At 73.0% G+C, this 21,810-nt stretch carries 21 protein-coding genes and 1 tRNA gene; 7 read left to right on the top strand and 15 right to left on the bottom strand.

Features of this window, described 5'->3' with window-relative positions; genetic code table 11:
- Positions 1-213: 213 nt before the first annotated feature.
- Both otsB and AB0K34_RS11210 read right to left on the bottom strand, forming a co-directional pair.
- Complete coding sequence (otsB, locus tag AB0K34_RS11215) at positions 214-1,038, bottom strand: trehalose-phosphatase (RefSeq protein WP_301177551.1); 825 nt, start codon at positions 1,036-1,038, stop codon at positions 214-216.
- Between the two features lie 19 nt (positions 1,039-1,057).
- A complete protein-coding gene (locus AB0K34_RS11210; RefSeq protein WP_301177550.1) occupies positions 1,058-1,411 on the bottom strand; it encodes a DUF3263 domain-containing protein in 354 nt (117 codons plus the stop codon).
- A gap of 324 nt (positions 1,412-1,735) precedes the next feature.
- On the opposite strand from AB0K34_RS11210, the gene AB0K34_RS11205 reads away from it, so the two are divergent.
- Positions 1,736-2,398 carry a MarR family winged helix-turn-helix transcriptional regulator gene (locus AB0K34_RS11205; RefSeq protein ID WP_364547568.1) on the top strand — a complete coding sequence of 221 codons (663 nt, stop codon included), beginning with the start codon at positions 1,736-1,738 and terminating at the stop codon, positions 2,396-2,398.
- Positions 2,399-2,477: 79 nt separating this feature from the next.
- Here AB0K34_RS11205 and AB0K34_RS11200 read toward each other — a convergent pair whose 3' ends face one another.
- From AB0K34_RS11200 to AB0K34_RS11170, 7 genes are all read right to left on the bottom strand, one after another.
- Positions 2,478-2,780: a hypothetical protein gene (locus AB0K34_RS11200; protein WP_364547565.1), complete on the bottom strand. Its 303-nt coding sequence runs from the start codon at positions 2,778-2,780 to the stop codon at positions 2,478-2,480.
- Positions 2,781-2,889: 109 nt separating this feature from the next.
- Complete coding sequence (locus AB0K34_RS11195; RefSeq protein ID WP_364547562.1) at positions 2,890-5,115, bottom strand: S8 family serine peptidase; 2,226 nt, start codon at positions 5,113-5,115, stop codon at positions 2,890-2,892.
- Positions 5,116-5,388: 273 nt separating this feature from the next.
- Positions 5,389-7,053: a cation acetate symporter gene (locus tag AB0K34_RS11190; RefSeq protein WP_364547559.1), complete on the bottom strand. Its 1,665-nt coding sequence runs from the start codon at positions 7,051-7,053 to the stop codon at positions 5,389-5,391.
- Complete coding sequence (locus tag AB0K34_RS11185; RefSeq protein WP_301176146.1) at positions 7,050-7,337, bottom strand: DUF485 domain-containing protein; 288 nt, start codon at positions 7,335-7,337, stop codon at positions 7,050-7,052. The genes AB0K34_RS11190 and AB0K34_RS11185 overlap by 4 nt, the downstream gene beginning before the upstream one ends.
- A 134-nt stretch (positions 7,338-7,471) precedes the next feature.
- Positions 7,472-9,487 carry a TerD family protein gene (locus AB0K34_RS11180; RefSeq protein ID WP_364547555.1) on the bottom strand — a complete coding sequence of 672 codons (2,016 nt, stop codon included), beginning with the start codon at positions 9,485-9,487 and terminating at the stop codon, positions 7,472-7,474.
- A gap of 157 nt (positions 9,488-9,644) precedes the next feature.
- Entirely contained in the window at positions 9,645-9,929 is a 285-nt protein-coding gene (locus tag AB0K34_RS11175) for a GlsB/YeaQ/YmgE family stress response membrane protein (RefSeq protein ID WP_301176148.1), read from the bottom strand.
- 30 nt (positions 9,930-9,959) lie between these two features.
- Positions 9,960-10,619 (bottom strand): TetR/AcrR family transcriptional regulator, encoded by a 660-nt coding sequence (locus AB0K34_RS11170; RefSeq protein WP_364547553.1) that lies wholly within the window; start codon positions 10,617-10,619, stop codon positions 9,960-9,962.
- Between the two features lie 196 nt (positions 10,620-10,815).
- Here AB0K34_RS11170 and AB0K34_RS11165 point away from each other — a divergent pair, with 196 nt between their 5' ends.
- Together AB0K34_RS11165 and AB0K34_RS11160 are read left to right on the top strand one after the other, a co-directional pair.
- Complete coding sequence (locus AB0K34_RS11165) at positions 10,816-11,988, top strand: FAD-binding oxidoreductase (protein WP_364547550.1); 1,173 nt, start codon at positions 10,816-10,818, stop codon at positions 11,986-11,988.
- A gap of 34 nt (positions 11,989-12,022) precedes the next feature.
- Positions 12,023-13,483 carry a DHA2 family efflux MFS transporter permease subunit gene (locus AB0K34_RS11160; protein WP_364547547.1) on the top strand — a complete coding sequence of 487 codons (1,461 nt, stop codon included), beginning with the start codon at positions 12,023-12,025 and terminating at the stop codon, positions 13,481-13,483.
- Positions 13,484-13,519: 36 nt separating this feature from the next.
- Here the strand turns inward: AB0K34_RS11160 and AB0K34_RS11155 are convergent, their stop codons facing one another.
- From AB0K34_RS11155 to AB0K34_RS11140, 4 genes are read right to left on the bottom strand one after another with little or no spacing between them, the layout of a single operon-like run.
- Positions 13,520-14,809, bottom strand: a complete 1,290-nt coding sequence (locus AB0K34_RS11155) for a cytochrome P450 (protein ID WP_364547544.1) — start codon at positions 14,807-14,809, stop codon at positions 13,520-13,522.
- A 46-nt stretch (positions 14,810-14,855) separates the two neighbouring features.
- The gene (locus AB0K34_RS11150; protein ID WP_301176152.1) at positions 14,856-15,515 is read right to left on the bottom strand and encodes a response regulator transcription factor; all 660 of its coding nucleotides are present in this window, start codon (positions 15,513-15,515) and stop codon (positions 14,856-14,858) included.
- A complete protein-coding gene (locus AB0K34_RS11145; protein WP_364547541.1) occupies positions 15,512-16,969 on the bottom strand; it encodes a HAMP domain-containing sensor histidine kinase in 1,458 nt (485 codons plus the stop codon). Before AB0K34_RS11145 ends, AB0K34_RS11150 begins: the two co-directional genes overlap by 4 nt.
- Positions 16,953-17,204, bottom strand: a complete 252-nt coding sequence (locus AB0K34_RS11140; protein ID WP_138642342.1) for a small secreted hydrophilic protein — start codon at positions 17,202-17,204, stop codon at positions 16,953-16,955. Before AB0K34_RS11140 ends, AB0K34_RS11145 begins: the two co-directional genes overlap by 17 nt.
- A 119-nt stretch (positions 17,205-17,323) precedes the next feature.
- Here AB0K34_RS11140 and AB0K34_RS11135 point away from each other — a divergent pair, with 119 nt between their 5' ends.
- From AB0K34_RS11135 to AB0K34_RS11125, 3 genes are all read left to right on the top strand, one after another.
- Entirely contained in the window at positions 17,324-17,905 is a 582-nt protein-coding gene (locus tag AB0K34_RS11135) for a DUF4956 domain-containing protein (RefSeq protein WP_364547538.1), read from the top strand.
- On the top strand, positions 17,902-18,741 hold the full coding sequence (locus AB0K34_RS11130; protein WP_364547602.1) for a polyphosphate polymerase domain-containing protein: 840 nt from the start codon (positions 17,902-17,904) through the stop codon (positions 18,739-18,741). Before AB0K34_RS11135 ends, AB0K34_RS11130 begins: the two co-directional genes overlap by 4 nt.
- A tRNA-Thr gene (locus AB0K34_RS11125) sits at positions 18,704-18,776 on the top strand. Before AB0K34_RS11130 ends, AB0K34_RS11125 begins: the two co-directional genes overlap by 38 nt.
- On the opposite strand, the gene AB0K34_RS11120 is transcribed toward AB0K34_RS11125, so the two are convergent.
- Together AB0K34_RS11120 and AB0K34_RS11115 are read right to left on the bottom strand one after the other, a co-directional pair.
- The gene (locus tag AB0K34_RS11120; RefSeq protein WP_364547535.1) at positions 18,758-20,359 is read right to left on the bottom strand and encodes a tyrosine-type recombinase/integrase; all 1,602 of its coding nucleotides are present in this window, start codon (positions 20,357-20,359) and stop codon (positions 18,758-18,760) included. The genes AB0K34_RS11125 and AB0K34_RS11120 overlap by 19 nt on opposite strands.
- On the bottom strand, positions 20,356-21,192 hold the full coding sequence (locus tag AB0K34_RS11115) for a helix-turn-helix domain-containing protein (protein ID WP_364547532.1): 837 nt from the start codon (positions 21,190-21,192) through the stop codon (positions 20,356-20,358). Before AB0K34_RS11115 ends, AB0K34_RS11120 begins: the two co-directional genes overlap by 4 nt.
- A gap of 168 nt (positions 21,193-21,360) precedes the next feature.
- Between AB0K34_RS11115 and AB0K34_RS11110 the strand changes: the two genes are divergently transcribed.
- Positions 21,361-21,624 (top strand): hypothetical protein, encoded by a 264-nt coding sequence (locus AB0K34_RS11110; protein ID WP_364547529.1) that lies wholly within the window; start codon positions 21,361-21,363, stop codon positions 21,622-21,624.
- Positions 21,625-21,810 lie beyond the last annotated feature (186 nt).

Raw genomic sequence — 21,810 nt, 5'->3', positions numbered from 1 at the left:
CCGTCCGGACCGCGCGGGACTCCCGGTTCCATGTCCACCGTCAAGCCTCCCCTGTCCTCGCGTGGTCCCCCGTGAACCACGCTTACCGCAGTTCACCCTATTTTGGCCCAATTGGACTTGCGGTCCACGGGCGGCCCCGGAGTCGCGCGAGATGCGACAAAGCCGGTCAGCGCACTTGTCACCTCTCCGACAAGCGCCCGGCCGGGGAAGGGGTCAGGACAGGCCGTCCACCAGACCGCCGAGGAGGTCGACCACGCCGGACGGGCCGTCGACCACCACGTCCGCCCGCTCGGCCAGGGCGGTGACCTCGGCGGAACCGCTGCACACCAGCACGCCGGGCACTCCCTCGCCGCGCAGCTCGTCGACGGCGTCGAACGCGGCGAGGTCGCCGAGGTCGTCGCCGGCGAACAGCACCGCGGACGGGCGGGCGCCGAGGCCGTCGACGAACGAGCGGAGCGCCTTGCCCTTGTCCATGCCGGGCGGGCGCAGTTCGAGGACGAGCCGTCCCGGCTCTACGGTGAGCCCCGTCCGCTCGGCGAGCGCGGCGAGGATGCTCCTCAGCCGTTCGAGCGCGACCTCCGGCTCGGCGCAGCGCCGCGTGTGCACGGCGAGGGCCTGGCCCTTGTCCTCGACGAAGGTCTCGGGCGGTGCGCCCGCCGCGGCGAGAACACCGGGCAGCTTCGCGCGCGCCTCGGCGACTCCCGGCGGCGGCTCCGGCTCGGTCAGCACGCCGGACTCCCAGCGTTCGAGCCCGTACTGGCCGAGGACGACGAGCCCGTCGATGCCCGCGAGGCCGCCGTACTCGACGGCCACCGCCGCGGGCCGGCCGGTGATGATCAGCAGGGCGCCGACCAGCGGGGCCAGCCGGGCCAGCGCGGGGGCGGCGCCGGGATGGGCCCGGGCCGCGGCCGGGTCGGCCACGATCGGCGCCAGCGTGCCGTCGAAGTCGAAGCCGAGCACGGCCCCGGCCGGGTTCGCGCGGATCGCGTCGAGACCGGCGGCGCCGGCGTCCGTCACGGAGCGGGGAGGAGAGTTCACGCCACCCAGTGTGGTCGGCTCAGGGCCTGATGCCGAGTCGGCGCGCGGCGCGGCTGCGCTGCCGCTGCGACCGCATCCGGCGCAGGCGCTTGACGAGCATGGGGTCGCACTCCAGCGCCTCGGGCCGGTCGATCAGGATGTTCAGGAGCTGGTAGTACCGCGTCGCCGACATGTCGAACAGCTCGCGGATGGCCTGCTCCTTGGCGCCGGCGTACTTCCACCACTGCCGCTCGAAGGCGAGGATCCGCCGTTCGCGGTCGGAGAGGCGGTCGGTGGGGAAGGCGGCGGCGTCCGGCCCGCCCTCCTCGTCGTCGAGCGCGCCGTCGAGGGCGGCGTCGTCGGTCAGTGGTCGCGGGGGTCGGCCATCGTCCATGCTTCCGTCCTGTGGGGGGACGTCACCGCGGGGGTCACCGGGGGCGTTCGCCGCTCGCATCAGGTCCCCTCTGTGGTTACTGATCCCGGGTCGTCCGGGTTCGGGCGGGTGCCATGCTACGCGTCCGAGCCGACAAGTTCCGGTGGTTCAGCGCGAACGGGGCCGGTGGTTCAGTGCATCACATCCCGCTTCACCTGCGGCTCTTTCGCACCGTGTGTCTCAGGGGGAACACCTGTCTCGCGGACCCCAATCATATGCAGACTACATACGTTAGAGTGGGGAGTTCCGCAACGTCCGGCGTCCGACTCGCGAACGGAGACCTGCATGGCGACGGAGACCCCCGCCACGGGACGGCCCGCCGAGCCGGACGCGCCGGTGCCGCCCGAGTCGTCGCCTGAGTCGTCGGGGGCGCCGCCGGACACGATGCCGGACGAGCAGCCTCCGGACCCCGTGCTCGCCGATGTCGCGATGGCGCTGTTCCACCTGCGGCGCGTGTGGGCCAAGCCCGACCTCATGCGGCGCATCCGCGCCCAGACCTCCGCCTGCGCGGACGGACGGCCGCTGCAGCTGTCCAACCTCATGGTGGTGAACGCCGTCGCCGCCCTCACCGCCGCCGCCCGCCCGGAGTGCGCGGGCGGCCGGCCCGGCGAGGTGACGGTCGGCGCCGTCGCGGAGCGGCTGGAGATCGACCCGTCCACCGCGAGCCGGCTGGTCGGGCACGCCATCGACGCCGGGCTGGTGACGCGGCGCCCGTCCCCCGTCGACGCGCGCCGCGCCAACCTCGGGCTGACCGAGGCCGGGCTGCGCGTCAAGCGGGTCGCCGACCGGTCCCGCCGCGCCTACCTCGACGCGCTGATGGCGGGCTGGACGGCGGGCGAGCGCGCCGAGTTCGCCCGGCTGCTCACCCGCTTCGCCGACGCCGCCGCCCGCGCCCCGGAGTACTCCGACGGCATCGGCCGGATCTTCGAAGAGGCCGCCGCCGACTGAGGCACCCCACAAAGCCGCCGCCGACCGGGCCGCGGCCCCTGCCGCGGTCGGCCGGCGGCGCCGCCGCGCCGGGCGGCGGTCAATCGGAGTTGTGCAGCGCGGACGTGCGCCTGAGGTACTCGTCCTCGTCGATCTCCCCGCGGGCGAACCGCTCGGCCAGCACCGAGCGCGCCTTCGCGAGCGGGTCGGGCGCCGCGGTCGAGGCGCTCCCGCCGCCGGTGCGGCGGCGGATCAGGTAGAACACGGCCCCCAGGACGGCGAGCCAGAACAGCCCGAACGTGATCGGGAAGACCGGCCAGAAGGCGGGCGCGTCCCCGTCCTGCCAGCCGCCCGGGTGCATCGCCGCGACCTGCGCCGCCTGTGCCGCCAGTGTCGTCATCATGGTTCATCGACCCTTCCTGTGTGCGGATACGTCGATGCTCGGCGAGGGGTCCGGGGTGCCGCATCGGCCCGCCGGAGACACCCGGGCTACGCCCGCCGGAGTACCGCGATCACCACCAGGGGGGCCGGTAGTCCTCGTCCTCGGCGGGACGGGCGTGCCGCGAGCCCCGGCCGTGCGGGCCGTCGTCCTCCGCGGCCGCGGGCGGGCCGAACGGGCCGCCGTCCGCCGGCTCCTCGTCCACGGGAGGTACGGGCGGCGGGAGGACGTCGTCGGGCGGCTCCGGGGATACCGCGGCGGGCGGAGCGGGCGCCTCCTGCTCCGGCTCCGGCGCCGTGAGCGGGCCGAGGGCGCCGCGCCGGAACTCCTCCCAGTCGGCGTCGTCAAGGGCCTGGGCGTCCGGGACGGAGCCGTTCAGGTCGATGCCGTTCGGGTCGGTGCCGTTCAGGTCGGCCCTGTCCAATCCGGCAGCGTCCAACTCGGCGGCGTCCAGTTCGGCGCCGTCCAGCTCGATGCCGTTCAGGTCGGCGGCGTTCTGGTCGGCACCGTGGCGGCCCCCGGCGTGCCGTCCGTTGCCCCCGGCGCTGCCGTTCAGCAGGTCGTGCCCGTTGGTGCCGGACGCGAACTCGCCGGGCACGAACGGGCGCATCTCGTGCCGCATGATCGGCGGCTGCTTCGGCTCGATGGGCGGCGGAAGCGGCATGCCGCCGTGATCGGCACGCGGGCCGGGGGCGGGGCCTGGGCCGGGGCCGGGGCCGGGCGCCGCGTGCCCGTCCCGGTAGTCGTCCTCGCGCTCGTCCCAGGAGATGCCGAGCCGCGGCGGGATCTCCGGTGCCAGGGGCGGGCCGCGGTACGCCTCCGTGTTCTGCCAGAGCGGCACGTTGACCGGGGCGAACCCGGGGTCGGCGGCGTCCGGCCCGGCCGAGACCGGCGCGGCGGCCGGGACGGGGGCGGGCTCGCGCGGCGCGGCGGGCGCGGACGGCAGGCCGTAGTCGGGGACGGCGTCGGTCTCCTCGGCGTCCTCCTCCGGGCGGCGCCGCTGCCGCCAGCCGAGCACGAGCCCGACGGCGACGAGCAGCCCCCCGCCGCCGAGGACGAGCGGGAGCAGGACGCCAGCGTCCCGCGCCGGGGACTCCGCGACCGGGGCCGGGCTGGGCGCGGCGGGCGGCGGCGTCTCCACCGGCCCGCTGGAGGTCTTGTTGATGTTGTGCGCGGCGACCAGCGCGCGCACCGCGTCGACCGTCCCGCGGCAGGTGGGCGAGCCGGTCGGATGGCCGGCGCGGGCCGGGGAGCCCTGGATCAGCGCCTGCCGGACCTCGGCCGGGGACAGCTTCGGGTAGCGGGACCGGATGAGCGCCGCGATCCCGGCGACCATCGCCGACGACGCGCTCGTGCCCGTCCCGACGACGTAGCCGTTGCTGGAGTCGGCGCTGACGATGTCGACGCCCGGCGCGCACACGGCGGCGTGGGAGCGGCGGTTGCTGTCCTTCCACAGGCGCAGCCGCCGGTCGAGCGCGCCGACGGCGATCACGCCCGGGTAGGCGGCGGGGAAGTTCTTGCGGTTGGCGCCCGAGCCGTCGTTGCCGGCGGAGGCGATCAGCACGACGCCCTTGGAGAGCGCGTACTTGATCGCGCTCTCCTGGGACTTGGTGCCGTTGTAGAACTGGCGCCCGCCGCCGAGCGACATGTTGATGATGCCGGCGCCGTGGTCGACGGCGTAGCGGATGCCCTGGGCGACGGCGTCGTGCTCGCCGGTGCCGGACTGGGGCCCGTTGTCGCGGCGCAGCGGGTCGTCGTTCTCCAGCGTGACGCGCACGGACAGGATCTGGCTGAGCGGCGCGACGCCCATCATGCCCTGCTCCAGCCCGGGGCCGTGCCCGTGGCCGGCGATGATGCTGGCCATCGACGTCCCGTGCAGGCCCCAGTAGCGGCTGCCGGGGTTCCGGACGCCGCCGGTGAGGTCGGGGCCGCTGATGACGCGGCCGCTGAGGTCGGGGTGGCCGCCGTCGACGCCGGTGTCGAGGACGGCGACGGTGACGCCGCGTCCCTTGGAGTACTTCCACGCCTTCTGGGTGCGCAGGACCTTCAGATGCCACTCGCGCGAGCGGATCGTGTCGGTCGGCGCGCCGACGAGGGCCCCGGCCGCCGCCCCCGCGGCCGCGCCGCGGGCGGCGCGCTGCCCGGCCTCCCGCTCGTCACCGGAGACCATCGCCACCGGCACGGCCACGGCCGCGCCGAGGGTGAGGACGGTGAGGGCCGCGGTCGCCCGGGCACCGAGCCGGTGCGGGGACAGGGCCGGTCGGGTACGCCCCGGACGGCGTCGACCGGCTTCGGACACGCCGCCGCACCTCCCTCCGGCACACCGCCGCGCTCCACGGCGGCTGACATTCTGCCACGCGAACCGGGCCCCGCCCGGGCACTCGGCACATTGAACCCCCGGCCCGGACGGTGCGGCCGCGCACTGCGGCCCCCCGTCCCGCCAGGCGTCCCATACTGATCGGTAACGGGAGGGCGGAACGGAATGTTAACCCGCCCGCACCCTCGGACGGCAGTGCCCGCGCCGGTACGGGCCCCTCGCCATGACCAACCGGTCACCGGCGCGCGGCCGCCGTCAGTGCGCGCCCGCCCCCGTGAGCGCGCGGACCGTCAGGTCGTCGTAGCGTTCGGTGTCGGCCTCGTCCCGTCCGAGCAGGGTCCCGGCGACCGCGCACAGGAACCCGATCGGGATCGAGACCAGGCCGGGGTTCTCCAGGGGGAACAGGTGGAAGTCGACGCCCGCCGGGAGCAGCGACAGGCTCTGCCCCGTCGCCGGGTCGGTCTTCCCGGACACCACGGGCGACAGGACCACCAGCACCAGCGAGGCGGTCAGCCCGCCGTAGATGCCGGCGACGACCCCGGCCGCGTTGAACCGCCGCCAGAACAGCGACAGCACGATCACCGGGACGTTCGCCGCCGCCGCGATCGCGAACGCCAGCGCGACCAGGAACGCCACGTTCAAGTTCCGGGCCGCCACCGCGAGGACGATCGCCAGCGCGCCGACCAGCAGCGCCGCGAACCGCGCGACCGCCACCTCCTGCGACTCGCGCGGCCGGCCGAGCATCAGCACCTGGCCGAAGTAGTCGTGCGCGAGCGACGTCGACGACGCCAGCACCAGCCCCGACACGACCGCGAGGATCGTCGCGAACGCCACCGCGCCGATGAACGCCAGCAGCACCTCCCCGCCGGCCCGGCCGCCGACGTGCTCCCCCACGGCCTGCGCGAGTTGCGGCACGGCGGTGTTGCCGGACGGGTCCTGCGCGACGATCGCCTCCCGTCCGACGAGTGCCGCCGCACCGAAGCCGAGCGCGGGCGTCATCAGGTGGAAGGCGCCGACGAGGCCGATCGCCCAGGTCACCGACTTCCGGGCGGAGCGCCCGTCCGGGACGGTGAAGAACCGGCCGAGGATGTGCGGTAGGCCGGCGGTGCCGAGCACGAGCGCCAGCGCCAGGCTGATGAAGTCCAGCTTGTTCACGATCGTCTGGTACGCGTCGCCGGGGACGTCCTGCCCGAACCGCAGGCCCGGCCGCAGGAACTCCTCACCGCGCCCGCTGGCGTCGGCGGCCGACCCGAGCAGCGCGCCGGGGTCGAACCCGAACCTGCCGAGCACGAGCACGGTCAGCACGACCGCCCCCGCCAGCAGCAGCGCGGACTTGATGATCTGCACCCAGGTGGTCGCCTTCATTCCGCCGCACGCCACATAGAAGATCATCAGTGCGCCGACCGCGACGATCGTGACCGTCTTCGCCGTGCCGGCGTCCATACCGAGGAACCGCTCGCCCCGGTGGATGCCGAGCAGCAGCGACACCAGCGCCCCCGCGCCGACCATCTGCGCGAGCAGGTAGAACACCGACACGGTCACGGTGGACACGGCCGCGGCCCGGCGCACCGGCGCCTGCCGCCGCACCCGCCGCGCCAGGACGTCCCCCATCGTGAACCGGCCCGCGTTGCGCAGCATCTCGGCCAGCAGCAGCGCGAGCAGCCACGCCACCATGAACCCGACGGAGAACAGGAAGCCGTCGTAGCCGTTCAGCGCGATGATCCCGGCGATGCCGAGGAAGGACGCCGCCGACATGTAGTCGCCCGCGAGCGCGATGCCGTTCTGCGCGCTCGAGAACGTCCGGCCGCCCGCGTAGAAGTCGTCGGCGCCCCGGGTCCGCGCCCGCGCCCACAGCGTGATGCCGAGGGTGATCAGGACGAAGGCGACGAACAGCCCGAACGTCAGTGACCGTCCGGTCACCGCAGCTCACCGGCCAGCGGGTCCAGCCGCCGCCGCGCATAGGCGGCGTACCCGAAGGCGAGCGCGAACGTCGAGGCGAACTGCAGCAGGCCGAGCAGCAGCGCGACGTTGACGTGCCCGGCGACCGGCCGCGCCATGAAGTCCCGAGCGAACGCTGCCAACCCGACATAGACGAAGTACCACCCGAGGAACGTGCCGGCGACCACCGCCGCGGCCCGCCGGAACCGCCTCCTGAGCAGCCGGAACCGCTCGTACTCCGCCACGGGCGCGAGCCCACCCACCATTTTGGCCCCCCTGACCGAACGTGACTCTTCGCATCGATTCGAGTGCACTATGAGAGCGAAGATTCATGTCCGACGACTCACGTTTGGCGAGCCTTTGGGAAGACCCTTGCCCGCCCACGCCGCCCGCCCCGGCGCTACTCCGCCTCGACCTTGACGACGCTGAGCACCTCGCTGTGGAACCGGTCCACGGCGGCGTCGACGCTCCGCACGAAGCCCGTCTCGTCGGTCCCCCGCTTGGTGCCCATGCCGGTCGGCAGGGTCAGCCGGAACGCGGTCAGATCACCCGAGCCCGGCACGAGCAAGCCGGGTTCGTTCCGGAGGTTCTTGAGCAGGTCGCACGGCCCTTCACCGCGTCCGTCCGGCAGCGCCTCCACGCGCAGTTCCGGTGGCGCGTCCGACAGTTGCCGCAGCAGCCACTGCACACGAGTGAGCGCGCGCGCCCGTACCGCCGCCGGAATCTCCACGCTCGTCTCGATCCGCCCGGTCCGCAGGTCGGCCTCGACGCGGACCGGCCCGCCCGCGTCCGGAATCCGCAACTCGGCGTCCATCCGCCCGGACTCCACCAGGGACGCCGCGATCGCCGCCCGCCGGGTGGCCGCACCGGACCGCCTGCGGCGCGCCATCGGCGCCACGTTCAGCCCGGTCTCCCCACCGAGCCGCAGGCACAGCTGCCGGACGAGCCGCTCCCAGCTCTCGGCCACCCGCTCCGCGTGCCGGTCGCCGGGCCGCAGCGTGCCCGCCGCGATCGCGTCGCGCAGCGGCACCCACGACGGCCCCATGTCCCGGAAGCCCTGGCATCCCGCACCGTCATGGCGCAGGTAGTGCAGCAGCTCGCCGAGCATCCACGCGTGGACGGAACTGGCGACCCCGTGGTGGTGGCAGAGCATGTGCGCCTCGTGCGCGACCTCCGCCCAGGACAGATGCCGCAGCGCGGTCTTGCGAAGCCGCCGCTTGTCGACCGTGAGGGGGTGCTCATCGTCGAGCGCCAGGTCGTTCGACAACGTGATGACGGCTTCGTAGCCGTTCCTGGCCGCGACCTCCAAGTAGGCCTCGACCTGGTCCGCCTTGAGCGGGCTGCCGCCGGTCTTCGTCTCGATCAGGGCCGTCCAGATCCGGCCCGCCCGCGCGACCCGGACCACCCCGTCCGGACGGACCTTGGTGTCGCCGTGCTTGAACGGCGTCTCGACGAACGTCTGCAGGGTGCCCGCAGGGGCGCCGAACCGGGCGGTGAGCCGCCGCCCGAACTCGGGCACCTGCGTCATCACGGCCAGCAGCGTCGAGGTGGCCCGCACCTCGCGCTCGTGCTCGCTGCGCAGGCCCGCGACCGAGAACAGGCGTGCGCTCTGCCATGACGGATGGTCGGCGAGGTCCACCTTGGCGGCCTTCGGCAGCGTGCTGCGCTTCTTCGCCGTCCGGACGCGCCGCCGCGGGGCGGTCCGGGCGTCCGGCACGCCGTGGGGCGCCGGCGCCGCGGCATCGGGCTCGGGCTCGGCGGCGGGCGTCTTCTCCGCGGGCTCGACAGGCTGCTCGGGACGCTCCTCGTCCTCGCGGTCGTCCACGGCGATGCCGAAGTCACCGGCCAGGCCCGCGAGGCCCGTCGCGTAGCCCTGGCCGACCGCCCGGAACTTCCAGCCGCCGCCACGCCGGTACAGCTCGCCGAAGACGAAGGCGGTCTCCGCCGTGGCGTCGGTGATGTCGAACCCCAGCAGGGCGGCGCCGGAGCTGTCGTAGAGCGTGAGGCCGAGGTCGTCCAGATCGCCGAACGTGGCCCCGGCGTACCGGCTCGCCGTCACGACGACGCGCTCCACGTCCGCCGGGAGGGACGCGAGGTCCAGCATGATGCGGTCCTCGCTGCCGCCGCCGGTGGGCGTCTTGCCCAGGAGCTGGACCGAGCCGTCCGGGGTGGCCGGCTGGTTGTAGAAGACGAAGTCGGCGTCGTCGCGGACCTTGCCGGACGGCCCGAGCAGCAGCGCGGCCACGTCGGCCTCCCCGCCGCCCGCCGCCGCGCCGCCGGACGGGTCGGACCACCGCAACGCCACGGTGACCGGGCCCGCCGCCTCGGTCAGGCTCGCCAGCTCGGCATTGGCCCCTTTGCGCATCTGCTGCACCGCGCCACTCCCCGCGTCGACCGGATGTGCGTCGTCGGCCACCGCGGGCACCGCCGCGGCCGGGAGCGGGCCTGTTCCGAGGATCGCACCGGTGCGGTGGCCGGTTCACGGGGTCGGGCGGATATGGCGGACTCCGGCCACGGAAAGTAAAGCCGCTGACACGGGGCGGCAGGCGGTGTTAGCCGGAGTGCGGGGCGGGTCAGCGGGGGATGCGGCGGTGGTGGCGGCGGGCGCGGAGGGCGGCGACCGCGGCGACGCCGAGGACCGCGAGGCCGACCTGGAAGGCGAGTTCGATCCAGTCGATGCCGGACGTCGTCGCCACGCCGACCCGCTGCGCGATCGCGGTGCCGACGATCGCGGCGACGATGCCGACGAGCACGGTCAGCAGGACCCCGATGGGCTGGCGGCCGGGCAGCAGCAGCCGGCCCAGCGCGCCGATGATCGCCCCGATGATGATCGCGCTGATGATGCCTGTGATGTTCATGCCGTCCCTGTGCCCACTGCGGACGGGCTCTCACCTGGCCTGATCGTCGCCCATCGAGCCCAGGTCGGCGAAGGTCAGGGCCGGGCCGGCGAGGCCGGACGGGGGGCCGGGCGCGGCGCGCAGGCCGTCGATGATCACGTCGAGGTGGCGGTGCGCGAGGTCGTCGGCGACGTTCCGGGGCAGCGGGCCGGGCATCGGGCGGGAGAGCCGGACGAGCAGCATCCCGACGTCGCCGTGGGTGACGTCCGGGCGCAGGTCGCCGTCGCGCTGCGCCGTGGCGACGAGGTCCTGCATGACGGCGACGCCGTCGGCGCGGACGGCGGCGATGTCCTCGTCGTCGAACGGGATCTCCTCCAGGAGGACGGGGAAGACGGCGCCGATGCGGATGTCCAGGACGCGGTGCAGGTAGCGGACGAGGGCGGCGAAGGCGGTCGGCTCCTCGTCCCGCGCGCGCTTGGCCTCTTCGGTGCTGCGCTCTAGGGCGTCCAGGGCGACGGCCCTGGTCAGGGCCTGCCGGTCGGGGAAGCGGCGGTAGAGCGTCGCGATGCCGGTGCCCGCGCGCTTCGAGATCTCCTCCAGGGGTGCGCCCGGGCCTTGCTCGACGAAGACCTCGGCGGCCGCGGCGAGGATCCGCCTGCGGTTGTCGCGCGCGTCGGCCCGCAGCGGGCGCTCCTTCTGCTTCTGCCCCATGGGTTTGAGCGTAGCAAGCATGTGGAGGGAGTTCCTCCAATTCCCAGGTAGTCACGATTATTGACTATCAAGAAGAGTGACTATAGCGTCGGCGGGGTCGGGCACCGAGAACGTCCGGAAGTAAGTGGAGACAAATCCTCCGGTCGGTGTTACGGTGCAAATAAGTGGAGAAAAAACCTCCGGAAGGATCGAGATCATGAACATCACCGCCCTCCCCCGCCGGACCGGACCGCTGACCGTCGACGCCACCGGGCCCGCGGACGTGCGCGCCGCTGTCCTCGCGTCCCGCGAGCGGGGCCTGCCGCTGACCGTCCAGGCCACCGGGCACGGCACGCTCGTCCCGACGGACGAGGGGATGCTGCTGAGGACGTCCCGCATGGCCGGCGTGCTCGTCGACCCGGCCCGCCGCGTCGCCCGCGCCGGGGCCGGCGCCCGCTGGAGCGACGTCATCGCCGCCGCCGCGCCGCTCGGACTCGCCCCGCTGTCCGGTTCGCACGCGTCCGTCGGCGTCACCGGCTACACGCTCGGCGGCGGCGTCGGCCCGCTGTCCCGCCGCTACGGGTTCGCCGCCGACCACCTGCTGCGCGCCCGGATCGTCACCGCCGACGGCCGGTACCTGACCGCCGACGCCGACCGCCACCCGGAGCTGTTCTGGGCGCTGCGGGGCGGCGGCGGCAACTTCGGTGTGGTCACGTCGCTGGAGTTCCGCCTCCACCCGGTCTCGACGGTGTTCGCGGGGGCCGCGCTGTTCCCCGCCGAGCGCGCCACTGACGTGCTCACCCGGTTCCGGGACGAGGCGGACACCCGCCCCGACGAACTGACGGTGTCGGTCGCCCTGGCCGACCACGACGTGCACGGCCGGGTCGTCGTGCTGCGCGGGGCCTACGCCGGTTCCGCCGAGGACGGCGCGCGCGCGTTGCGCTCACTACGCGAGGCAGGCGGCCAGGCCCTGCACGACGACTTCCGCACGATGCCCTACGCCGAGACCGAGTCGCTCGGCGGCACCGCACCCCACCACTTCCACCTGCACGCCGACCTCCCCGACGCCTTGATCGCCGCGATCGCCGCCTCCCGCGCCGCCGGCATCGAGGTGCGGCACTGGGGCGGCGCGATGGCCCGTCCCGCGCCGGACGCGGGCCCGGTCGGGCACCGGGACGTCCCGTTCTCGCTCACCGTCGACGGCACCGCCGACGACGACGCGGCGCTCGCGCCGTTCTCGACCGGCGGCTCGTTCCTGAACTTCCTGCACGACACGTCCCGGACGGCGACCGCCTACACGCCCGGCGACCTGCGGCGGCTGCGCGAGGTCAAGCGCGCCTACGACCCGCAGAACGTGTTCCACCGCAACCACAACATCCGGCCCGCCTGACCGCCCGGCCCGTCTGAAATGCGAGGAAACCGCCATGACCGCAACGCACACCGCACACGCACCCGCCCCCGACTCCGCGCAGAAGCTCGACCGGGGCCTCGTCGCGCTCGGCATCGCGGTGGTGCTCGGCGCCATCATGTCGATCATCGACGCGACCGCCGTCAACGTCGCCACCCGCACGCTCGCCGCAGACTTCGGGGCGCCGCTCACGTCCGTCCAGTGGGTCCTGACCGGCTACATGCTCGGCCTTGCCGCCGTCATCCCGGCCACCGGCTGGGCCACCGACCGGTTCGGGGCCCGCCGCGTCTGGATCGCCGCGCTGCTGCTGTTCCTCGCCGGCTCCACGCTGTCCGGGCTCGCCTGGTCGCTGCCCGCGCTGATCGGCTTCCGGATCGTGCAGGGCGTCGGCGGCGGCATGATCATCCCGGTCGCGCAGACCGTCCTCGCGCAGGCCGCGGGCCCCGCCCGGATGGGACGCGTGATGGGCTTCATCGGCCTGCCCATGCTGCTCGGCTCCGTCGCGGGCCCGATCGTCGGCGGGCTGATCCTCTCGTCCGCCGGCTGGCGCTGGATCTTCCTCGCCAACCTGCCGCTCGGCGCCGTCGCGGTCGTCGCCGCGCTGCGCCTGCTGCCCCGCTCGACACCGCGGCCCGCCTCGCTGGACGTGCGCGGCCTGCTCCTGCTGTGCGGCGGCGTGGCCCTGTTCACCTACGGCACCACCGAGGCGGGACGTCCCGGCGGGCTCGGCGAACCGCGCACCTGGGCGATCGCCGGCATCGCCGCCGCGCTGATCGCGCTGTACGTCCGGCACGCGCGCCGCCGCCCCGCGCTGATCGAAATCGCGCTGTTCCGGCACCGCGGCTTCACCGCCGCCGCGGTGACCAACGTCGTCGTCGCCGTCGCGCTGTTCGGCGTCCTCGTCCTGCTGCCGCTGTACTGGCAGGTCGTGCGCGGCCACGGCCCGCTCGCCACCGGCCTCCTGCTGGCGCCGCAGGCGCTCGGCGCCGCCGTCGCCATGCCCCTCGCCGGACGGATCACCGACCGGCTCGGCGCCGGCGTCGTCGTCCCCGCAGGCATCGTCCTCGGCCTGATCGGCACGGCCGCCTACACCCAGCTCGGCGCGGACACCCCGGTGGCCGTCCTGGCCGCCGCCCTGTTCGTGCTCGGCCTCGGCCTCGGCGCGACGATCATGCCGTCGATGGCGGCGGCCTACCAGTCGATGCCGCCGCACCTCATCCCGCGGGCGACCAGCGCCATCAACACCCTCCAGCGGATGGGCGCGTCCGTCGGGACGACGGTGCTCGCCGTGGTCCTGCAACGCGAGATCAGCGCCCGGACGCCCGGTCTCGCCGCCCTCGGCCCGCTGCCCGACGCGACTCGCGAGGCCGTGGCGCCCGAACTGGCGGCCGCTTTCGGCCACGCCTTCTGGATCGCGCTGGGCATCGCCGTCCTGGCCCTGGTGCCGGCGCTGCTGCTGCCCCGCACGAAATCCTGACCGGCCGGGGGTCCCGGGTCCCGCGCGGACCCGGGATCACCTGCGCGAGACCCGCATGGGGACCACCCCGGCCGGACGGTACGTGATCTCCGCGCGCGCCCGCACGTTCACGCCCGGCACCAGGTCCAGCCGGTGGGTGCGGCTGATGGCGGCCAGCACCAGCGTCGCCTCCAGCATCGCGAACCCGGCCCCGACGCAGATGCGCCTGCCGCCGCCGAACGGCAGGTAGGCGTACCGGGGGCGCTGCTGCTCCCCCATGAACCGCTCCGGCTGGAAGCCCTCCGGGTTCGGCCACACGTCCACGTTCCGGTGCACCAGGTACGGCGGGACGGCGATGGTCGACCCGGCCGGGATCCGCACCCCGGCGACCACGTCGTCCTCGACCGCGTCGCGCTCGATCGTCCAGGCCGGCGGGTACAGGCGCATCGCCTCCGAGATGACGGCCTTCGTCCACGGCAGCTGATCGGCGTCGTCGGCCTTCGGCTCCCTGCCGCCGAGGACGTCGTCGACCTCCGCCTCCAGCCGGTCCCTGGCGGCCGGGTAGCGCGACAGCAGCATCAGCGTCCACGCCAGCGCGGCCGCGGTGGTCTCGTGCCCGGCCAGCAGAAGCGTCAGGACCTCGTCGCGGAGCTCCTCGGCGCCGAGTTCGCCGCGCTCCTTGAGCAGGACCAGCATCTCGCCGCCGTCCGGCCCCTCGACGACCCGCTGCACCATGCCGTCCAGGTAGTCGAGCGCGCCGCCGAGCCCCGGTACCCGCCGGTAGATCTCCCGCTTGGCCAGTCCGCCCGGCAGGAACGTCCCGACGACGGCGCCGCGCTGCAGCGCCTCCAGCGCCCGCCCGACGCGCGGCGCCTCACCGGCGAGCGCGCTGCCGAAGAGCGCCCGCCCCACGATGTCCAGGGTGAGTTTGCGCAGCTCGCCCGCCGCGTCGAGCGTCACCCCGTCCGGCCACCGCTCGACGCCCGCGACGGCCGTCTCCACCATCTGCGTCCCGAACCCGACGACGTGCCGCTGGGAGAACACCGGTTGCATCAGCCGCCGGTGCCGCCGCCAGATGTCGCCCTCACTGGTCAGCAGCCCGTCCCCGAGGACGGCCCGCAGCGGCCGATACGTGAACGCCTTCACATAGTTGTCCTGGTTGGCCACCAGCACCCGCTCGGCGTGCTCGGGCCGCGACAGCAGGTAGAACGCCCGCCGCGGCCCGAACGGCACGCGCACCGCGTCCCCGTACCGCCGGGCGAGCCCCCGGTACGTGTCCAGCGGATCCCGGGCCATCCGCCCCCACCAGCGCGCCGCCTCAAGGTTCCCGGGCCCCATGACGTCCATACCCCCACCGTAAAACCGGCGCCTGCCTCCGGCCACTCCGCCTGCTCTAGGGGCGCAGGCGGTAGCCGGTGCCGCGCACCGTCTCGAACCGGTCGGCGCCCAGCTTGCGGCGCAGGTAGCGGACGTAGACGTCCACGACGTTGGAGCCGGGGTCGAAATCGAAGCCCCACACGTGCGCGAGCAACTGCTCCCGCGTCAGCACCTGGTCGGGGTTGCGGCAGAACATCTCGGCGAGGGCGAACTCTCGGGAGGTCAGCTCGGCCGTCCGTCCGGGCACGTGGGCGCGGCGTGTCCGCAGGTCAAGGGACAGGTCGCCGACACGCAGCAGCGTCGGCTCGGGGATCCGGTCGGCGCGGAGCCGCAGCCGCACCCGCGCAAGTAGCTCCTCGAACGCGAACGGCTTCGCGATGTAGTCGTCGGCGCCGCCCTCCAGGCCCGCGACGGTATCGGCCACGCCGTCGCGGGCGGTCAGGATGATGACGGGCAGCCCGACGCGCTCCTCGCGGAGCCGGCGCAGCACGGTGAACCCGTCCCGCAGCGGCAGCCCGATGTCGAGGATCATCAGGTCGTACGCGCCGCCCCGCGCCTGCTCGTAGGCGGCGACGCCATCCGCTGCCACGGCGGTGCCGAAACCCGCCGCGCCCAGGCCCTTCTCCAGGAACGAGGTGATGCGCGGCTCATCCTCGGCGATCAGGATCCGGCTCATGCGTCCTCCCTCTCGTGCCCGTCACCCGCGAGAACCTCCACAGAACCCTCCCTAACCGGACGCAACGGCAGCTCCAGGACGAAGCAGGCGCCCCCGCCGACCGGGTGCTCGACCCGGGCACGCCCGCCGTGCGCCCGCGCGATCGACGCCACGATCGCCAGGCCGAGCCCGGCCCCGTCCGTCGGCCGCGGCCCCTCCCCCGCCCGGACGAACCGGTCGAAGATGCGGACGGCGTCCGCCTCGTCCACCCCGGGCCCGGCATCGCGCACCCACAGCACCGCCATGGACCCGCGCACCGTCGAACCGATCTCGATGACGTCGTCCTCTCCGGTGTGCCGGACCGCGTTCGCCGCCAGCTGCATGAGCGCCTGCGTGAGCCGCTGCCGGTCGGCGACCGTCCGCACCTCCGCCACACCGCCCACCCGCCACCGGCGCGGCGCCATCCCGCGCGCCTTGGCGACCGTCTCGACCGTGAGATCGGCGAGGTCCGTCACGTCCGGCGCGAGGAAGTCGGGGCGCTCCGCCTTCGCCAGCACCAGCAGGTCGTCCACGATGCGGCCCATCCGGTCGAGCTCGTCGAGGAGCAGCGCCCGCGTCTCCGCCCGCCCGGCCGGATCGTCGTCCATCAGCTCCAGATGCCCGCGGATCACCGTGAGCGGCGTCCGCAGCTCGTGCCCGGCGTCGTCGACGAACCGGCGCTGCGTCGCGAACGCCGCCTCCAGCCGGTCGAGCATCACGTTGAACGTCGCGGCCAGCGCGGCGACGTCGTCATTGCCGCGCACCTCCAGCCGCCGCGTCAGATCCGACCCGCTGATCCGCTCCGCCGCCTGCCGCACCAGCCGGACCGGCGCCAGCACCCGCCCCGCGACCAGCCACCCCGCCGCCCCGGCCACCGCGAGCGCGCAGAACGCGGTGATCCCGAGCACCCGGGTCGCCTCCACCACCTCGTCCCGCTGCCGGTCGCGGAACTCGACCACGACCAGGGCTCCCCGCGCCGGATCACCCGCCACCCGCACCGGCACGACCGCGTACCGGACGCGTCCCGCCGAACTGTCGGCCCACCCGTGAGCGGGACGCTCTGCCCGGGCGACCCGCGCGACGAACGCCGCGTCACGATCCAGCCGCGCGGGCGGCGGATACGGGCTGCGCCGGTCGGCGCGGCCGTCGACGACCGTGAAGAACGTCTCCTCCTCGTCCGGGAGGTTCTGGGCGAGGTAGGCGGTCAGCAGCGTCCGGACGTCCCGCGCCTCAACACCGCCCTGGGCGTACTCACGCAGCTTCGCGGCCTCATGCCCCAACTCCTCGTTGACCCGCTCGTCCAGCCGGGCCGACTGCACCGACCAGGTAACGAACACCGACCCGCCCAGGGCCAGCGTGACCAGCAACAGCATCCACCCGACGATGCGGGCGCGCGCGCTGACGCCATGCGTCCCGGCCTCAGTCGTCGTCGGCATCGTCGTCATCGTCGTCGCTGTCCGGCGGACGCGGCGGCGCGACGGGCCGCACCGTCCGCTCCGGCGACGGCCGCGCCGACCTGGACACCGTGGGACCGCTGGACGCGGGCGACACCCGCACGGTGTCGCCGAGCCGTGGCGGTGCACTCGTCTGCGCGTGGGCGAACGCAGCGGCAAGACCTAACGTGACGAGGGCCGCCGCGCCCGCACCGGCGATCGCCGCTCGGGTGGCCATCCGCCCACTATCCCCCCGAGCCCGCGCCCAGGCGACGCGTCGCGGATGAGAACCCTCTCATGAGAACGCCCTAACAGTGCCCTCACCGCGGCCTCATCCCCCCGCGCCAGCCTGACCTCATGCGCGACGACATCCTGTACGGCCTCACCGCGGACCTACTGGCGATCGGGGTGCTGGCGCACCTGATCTACTTCAGGCGCCACCGCAGGCGCGACCTGCAACTCGCCTACATCGCCGTCAACGCCGGCGTCTTCACGGTCGTGTCACTCCTCCTGGTCCAACGAGCGGACCTGGCCATCGGCTTCGGCCTGTTCGGGGTGCTGTCGATCATCCGCCTGCGCTCCAGCGCCCTCACCCAGGAAGAGGTCGGCTACTACTTCATCGCCCTGGCACTCGGGCTGGTCAACGGCCTGACCGCCCAAACCCCATGGCTGGCGCTGACCCTCGACACCGTCCTCCTAGCGGTCATGTACACCGCGGACCACCCCCGCCTGGCGCCCCGCACAGAACACCGCCTCATCACCCTGGACGTAGTGCACCACGACGACAGCGCACTACGCGCCGACCTAGAGAGCCGCCTGGGCGGCACCATCCTGCGCCAGTCAGTGACAGAGGTCGACTACGTCCGCGACGTCATGGTGGTGGACGTCCGCTTCCGCCGCGCAACCCACCGCACCGCTCTCACCCGGAGCCTCACATGAACCTGACGGCCTTCCCCACAGTCGGCCTCCCCGAGGTACTGGCGCGCTCCGCACTACAACTCCGCCTAGACCGCAAGTACATCGTCCCCACCAACCTCATCCCCGCCCTACTCACCCAACTGACACCCACACACGCGGCCCTGGAAATCGACGGCCTCCGCACCTTCCGCTACACCTCGACCTACTTCGACACCCCCGACCTGCTCACCTACCGCCACCACCTGCAAGACAGACGCCGCCGCTACAAAATCCGCACCCGCACCTACCTGGACACCAGCGAGTGCATGTTCGAAGTCAAGATGAGCGGCACCCGCGAAGCCACCGACAAGCGCCGCCTCCCCCACGCTCCCACCCACCGCGACCAACTCACCCCGTCCGCCCACGACTTCCTCTGGGAGACGCTCCTCACCACCTACCGCACGAACCCACCGTCCCCGCTACTCCCCTCAGCGACCACGTCCTACAACCGCACCACCCTCGTCCAACGCCACGGCACAGGCCGCGTCACCTTGGACACCAACCTCATCTGCACACACCACAACACCCACCAAGCCGCCCGCGACGACTGGGTCTTGGTCGAATCCAAGTCGTCCACCCCGGACACCCCAGTGGACCGCCTCCTACGCCGCATGGGCCTGCGCCCGGTGAGACTCAGCAAGTACTGCCTGGCAGTAGCCGTCCTCTTCCCGGGCACCACCGCCAACCCCTGGCACCGCCCCCTACGCCGCTGCTTCCCCCGACCACACCAGCACGATGAGCACGACTCCCACCAAGTCGACTACGATGCGGGACGAGCCCGCCGGCGTAGCTCAATTGGCAGAGCATCTGTCTTGTAAACAGAAGGTTAGGGGTTCAAGTCCCCTCGCCGGCTCTACGTTCCAGCCTCACGACCTGCGCGTTTGCAGGGGTACTGGAAACTGAAGGGTGCGACCCCCCGCCTTGGGAGGCCGAGGGGAGGCCATCCGTCCCGGACTGGTCACCGTTCACAGCCCTCGGAACGAGCGCGACGGCCGCCGCGGTCGCCTGCCGAGCCACGTCCGGGAGCACCGACGTGTAGGTGTCGCTCGTGATCGTCACCGACGAATGCCGCAGCATCGCCTGAACGAGTTTCATGTCCGCGCCGGCGGCGAGCATCAGCGTCGCCGCGCCGTGCCGGAGATCGTGAAGCCGGATCGGCGGGAGACCCGCCTCGAACGCCAGCCGCTCGAACAGATCGAACACGAAGTCCGGATGGAGCGCGGCGCCGTCCTCACGGGTGAACACCTTCCCCGAGTCGACCCACGCCTCACCCCACGCGAGCCGCTCCTCGTTCTGCGCGGCCCGCCACGTCCGCAGCACCTTCACCGTCGACTCGTCCAGCGGGATCGTGTCGTCGGAAGAGTCGGTCTTCGGTGCACCGTCCTCAATGTCGCGGTACCCCACCATGACCCGCTGGTGCCGGATCGCGAGCTCACCCGCGTCGAGGTCGACGTCCGCCCACTCGACCCCGCACACCTCACCGCGCCGCAGCCCCGTGAACGCCGTCAGGTAGTACAGGCCGTACAAGCGGTGCCGTGACGCCCGGTCGAGGAACACCCCCGTCTGCTCCGGCGTCCACACCATCACCGGCGACGGGCGCGGCTGCGACATCCAGATCCGCAGGGCATTGACCGGCCGGCCCCCGGCCGCCGTAACCGCAGCGTCCATCTCCCGGTCGAGACGTTCCCGCCACACCCGCACACGGTCCGGCGTCCACACCAGAGCCTTCGGCCTCTTCCCCGCCTCCAGCTTCACCAGCTTCGCAACGTTCACCTGGACCAGGCCCTCACGGACCGCGTCGGACAGGGCTGTGCGGAGCGTCGCGCGGATCCGCTGCTTCGTCGCCGCGCCGGCCGGGCGGCGATGCGGCGGGACCTCTTCGAGCGCGTCGAGGGCCTCACGGTGCGCCTTCTTGTCCCCGGCCCGCCACGCGTCCCGAGCCGCAGCGCGCAGCCGCCGCCGGTCCTCGGCCGCCTGGGCGATGTCCTCGTTCGCCTTGTCGATCGCCTCGAACATGTCGTCGAGGTGCCGCACCCTCAGCCGGTCCAACTCCACATGCCCGAGATGCGGCTTCAGGAAGTTCCGGACGTGGCCCTCGTACAAGTTCAAGGTTGTGCGGCGCAGGCCCTTCTGCGCCTTCAGCCAGTCGTCGAGGTACTGGCCGACGAGAACCTTGATCTGCGCGTTGCCGCCCCTGGCCTCCTTACGCCGCGCCTCCTCCATGCCGGCGAGGGCGTCCGCCTCGGACGCGAACCCGCCGCGCCGTACACGCCGCCGCTTCCCGCCGGGGCCGGGGTCAAGCTCCGCTTGGTAGTACCAGGACCCGTGCCTCGGCGACCATGACCCGTCCTTGCGCTTGAGCTTCGGGCAGTCCGCGCCGAGCTCCTTCCCGTCCGCACCCCGGCACTTACAGCGCTTGTATGTGGAGCCCTTCATGACGGATCACTGGGCTTCGCCCCTGACGCCTTCTTCTTCCGGCGCTCCTCAGCAAGGCGGTCGTACGTGCGTTCCAGCATGATGCCGATCTCCCCGGACAGTTCCCTGATGGCCGCGTAGTGCCCCCGGAGCCGGGCCGCCCGGTCGACGAGCTGGTCCTCGCTGGTCAGGGTCTTCAGGTCGTCCTCGGGGAACTCGTCGCCGAAGTACATGGCCCACACATTGGACAGCCGAGACCGGTAGGCAACCATGACCGGGGTGTTGTCGTCGGACGGGTCAGCAAGAGCGAACATGGCGAGGTCCCGCATGTGCGAGCACAGCGTCTTGCTGACGGTGAACTCCAAAATCTCCTCTTCGCTGCGGCCCCCCCAGTCCTCCTCGCTGTAGGTGTGGGGCGGGTCGATCAAGTAGCGCTCGTTCACCCCGTCCTTCTCCGGCGGGAGGAAGAACGCGCTGATCGGAACATCCAGGGCCCGCGCTAGCCCATAGAGCAAGTCCGCGTCGAACTGGCGGACGCGCTTGCCGTCCCAAGACCTCTCTGCCGCGCTGACGGCCGCCTTGGACCACGGCTTCGAGGTCCATCCGCAGAGCCGTCTCCCGAGTTCCTCCTGCGTGATGCCGGCGACCTTGCGGAAGTAGGCCATGTTGTACGCGACGACCTGGTTGACCGTGACGTGGACGCCCGGCAGTTCCGGGTAGTCCTTCCCGGCGGCGAGAAGCCGCTTCGTCACCGGGTCGTCCGTAGCACTCGTGACCTGCTCTTTCATCTGCTCCAACTGCGCCGGCGTCGGCCGCCCTGGCTGGCTAGGGGCACTCCTGTTTTCGTCGCTCACCTGACGAACTGTATCCGCCTAGGTCTGCCTGGGTCCAGACCTCACACCAGCGGTCCGCGCCCCAGTTGACATTTCCGGCGGTCTCCGTCAGTCTGTTCACAGGATGATCGCGGCCTAAGGTCAGCTTCCATGTTGACGTAGACGCCGCTCGGAGAAGGAGGCACGGCCATGCCCAAGGCCACCCCCAGAAAGAAGTACGAGAACGCCACCATGAGCTACGAGGAACTCCTCGCGCTCCCCACCGCTTTCGACGTCGTCACCGCTGGCCGCGGCTTTGGGATCGGCGAGAGCAAGTCCCGTGACCTCGCCCGCCGTGGCGAGTTCCCCTGCCGCATCCTGCGCGTCGGCCGGGAGTACCGCGTGACCCGCGCCGACCTGTTCCGCGCCCTCGGCATCGAGATGGCCCCCGCGCCCCTCAGCGAGTCCGCCTGAGCAACGGCCTCAACCCACTCCGGCAGCACAGCACCACCCCCGAACAAGAAAAGCGCGACGGCACCACGGGACCTACCCCTCACCCGGCACGCCGCCTGCGACCGGAGACCCTAAGGAGGGGTCCGTTGTCTCCAACGCTCGACCCGCCCCCGAACACAGCGGTCGGCACCCCCGAAAGCCCCGTCT

The organism is Actinomadura sp. NPDC049382 (assembly GCF_040677125.1).
Taxonomy (GTDB): domain Bacteria; phylum Actinomycetota; class Actinomycetes; order Streptosporangiales; family Streptosporangiaceae; genus Spirillospora; species Spirillospora geliboluensis.
Note: the sequence above shows the minus strand (reverse complement) of the source record. Positions and strands in the feature narration are given on the sequence as shown.

Excerpts from the sequence above, each read along its gene's own strand:
- AB0K34_RS11205 (WP_364547568.1), top strand. The coding sequence starts at position 1,736 with ATGGCGACGGAGACCCCCGCCACGGGACGGCCCGCCGAGCCGGACGCG.
- AB0K34_RS11185 (WP_301176146.1), bottom strand. The coding sequence starts at position 7,337 with ATGGTGGGTGGGCTCGCGCCCGTGGCGGAGTACGAGCGGTTCCGGCTG.
- AB0K34_RS11160 (WP_364547547.1), top strand. The coding sequence starts at position 12,023 with ATGACCGCAACGCACACCGCACACGCACCCGCCCCCGACTCCGCGCAG.
- AB0K34_RS11150 (WP_301176152.1), bottom strand. The coding sequence starts at position 15,515 with ATGAGCCGGATCCTGATCGCCGAGGATGAGCCGCGCATCACCTCGTTC.
- AB0K34_RS11175 (WP_301176148.1), bottom strand. The coding sequence starts at position 9,929 with ATGAACATCACAGGCATCATCAGCGCGATCATCATCGGGGCGATCATC.
- AB0K34_RS11110 (WP_364547529.1), top strand. The coding sequence starts at position 21,361 with ATGCCCAAGGCCACCCCCAGAAAGAAGTACGAGAACGCCACCATGAGC.
- AB0K34_RS11155 (WP_364547544.1), bottom strand. The coding sequence starts at position 14,809 with ATGGACGTCATGGGGCCCGGGAACCTTGAGGCGGCGCGCTGGTGGGGG.
- AB0K34_RS11140 (WP_138642342.1), bottom strand. The coding sequence starts at position 17,204 with ATGGCCACCCGAGCGGCGATCGCCGGTGCGGGCGCGGCGGCCCTCGTC.
- AB0K34_RS11130 (WP_364547602.1), top strand. The coding sequence starts at position 17,902 with ATGAACCTGACGGCCTTCCCCACAGTCGGCCTCCCCGAGGTACTGGCG.
- AB0K34_RS11135 (WP_364547538.1), top strand. The coding sequence starts at position 17,324 with ATGCGCGACGACATCCTGTACGGCCTCACCGCGGACCTACTGGCGATC.
- AB0K34_RS11170 (WP_364547553.1), bottom strand. The coding sequence starts at position 10,619 with ATGGGGCAGAAGCAGAAGGAGCGCCCGCTGCGGGCCGACGCGCGCGAC.
- AB0K34_RS11210 (WP_301177550.1), bottom strand. The coding sequence starts at position 1,411 with ATGGACGATGGCCGACCCCCGCGACCACTGACCGACGACGCCGCCCTC.
- AB0K34_RS11120 (WP_364547535.1), bottom strand. The coding sequence starts at position 20,359 with ATGAAGGGCTCCACATACAAGCGCTGTAAGTGCCGGGGTGCGGACGGG.
- AB0K34_RS11165 (WP_364547550.1), top strand. The coding sequence starts at position 10,816 with ATGAACATCACCGCCCTCCCCCGCCGGACCGGACCGCTGACCGTCGAC.
- AB0K34_RS11145 (WP_364547541.1), bottom strand. The coding sequence starts at position 16,969 with ATGCCGACGACGACTGAGGCCGGGACGCATGGCGTCAGCGCGCGCGCC.
- AB0K34_RS11200 (WP_364547565.1), bottom strand. The coding sequence starts at position 2,780 with ATGATGACGACACTGGCGGCACAGGCGGCGCAGGTCGCGGCGATGCAC.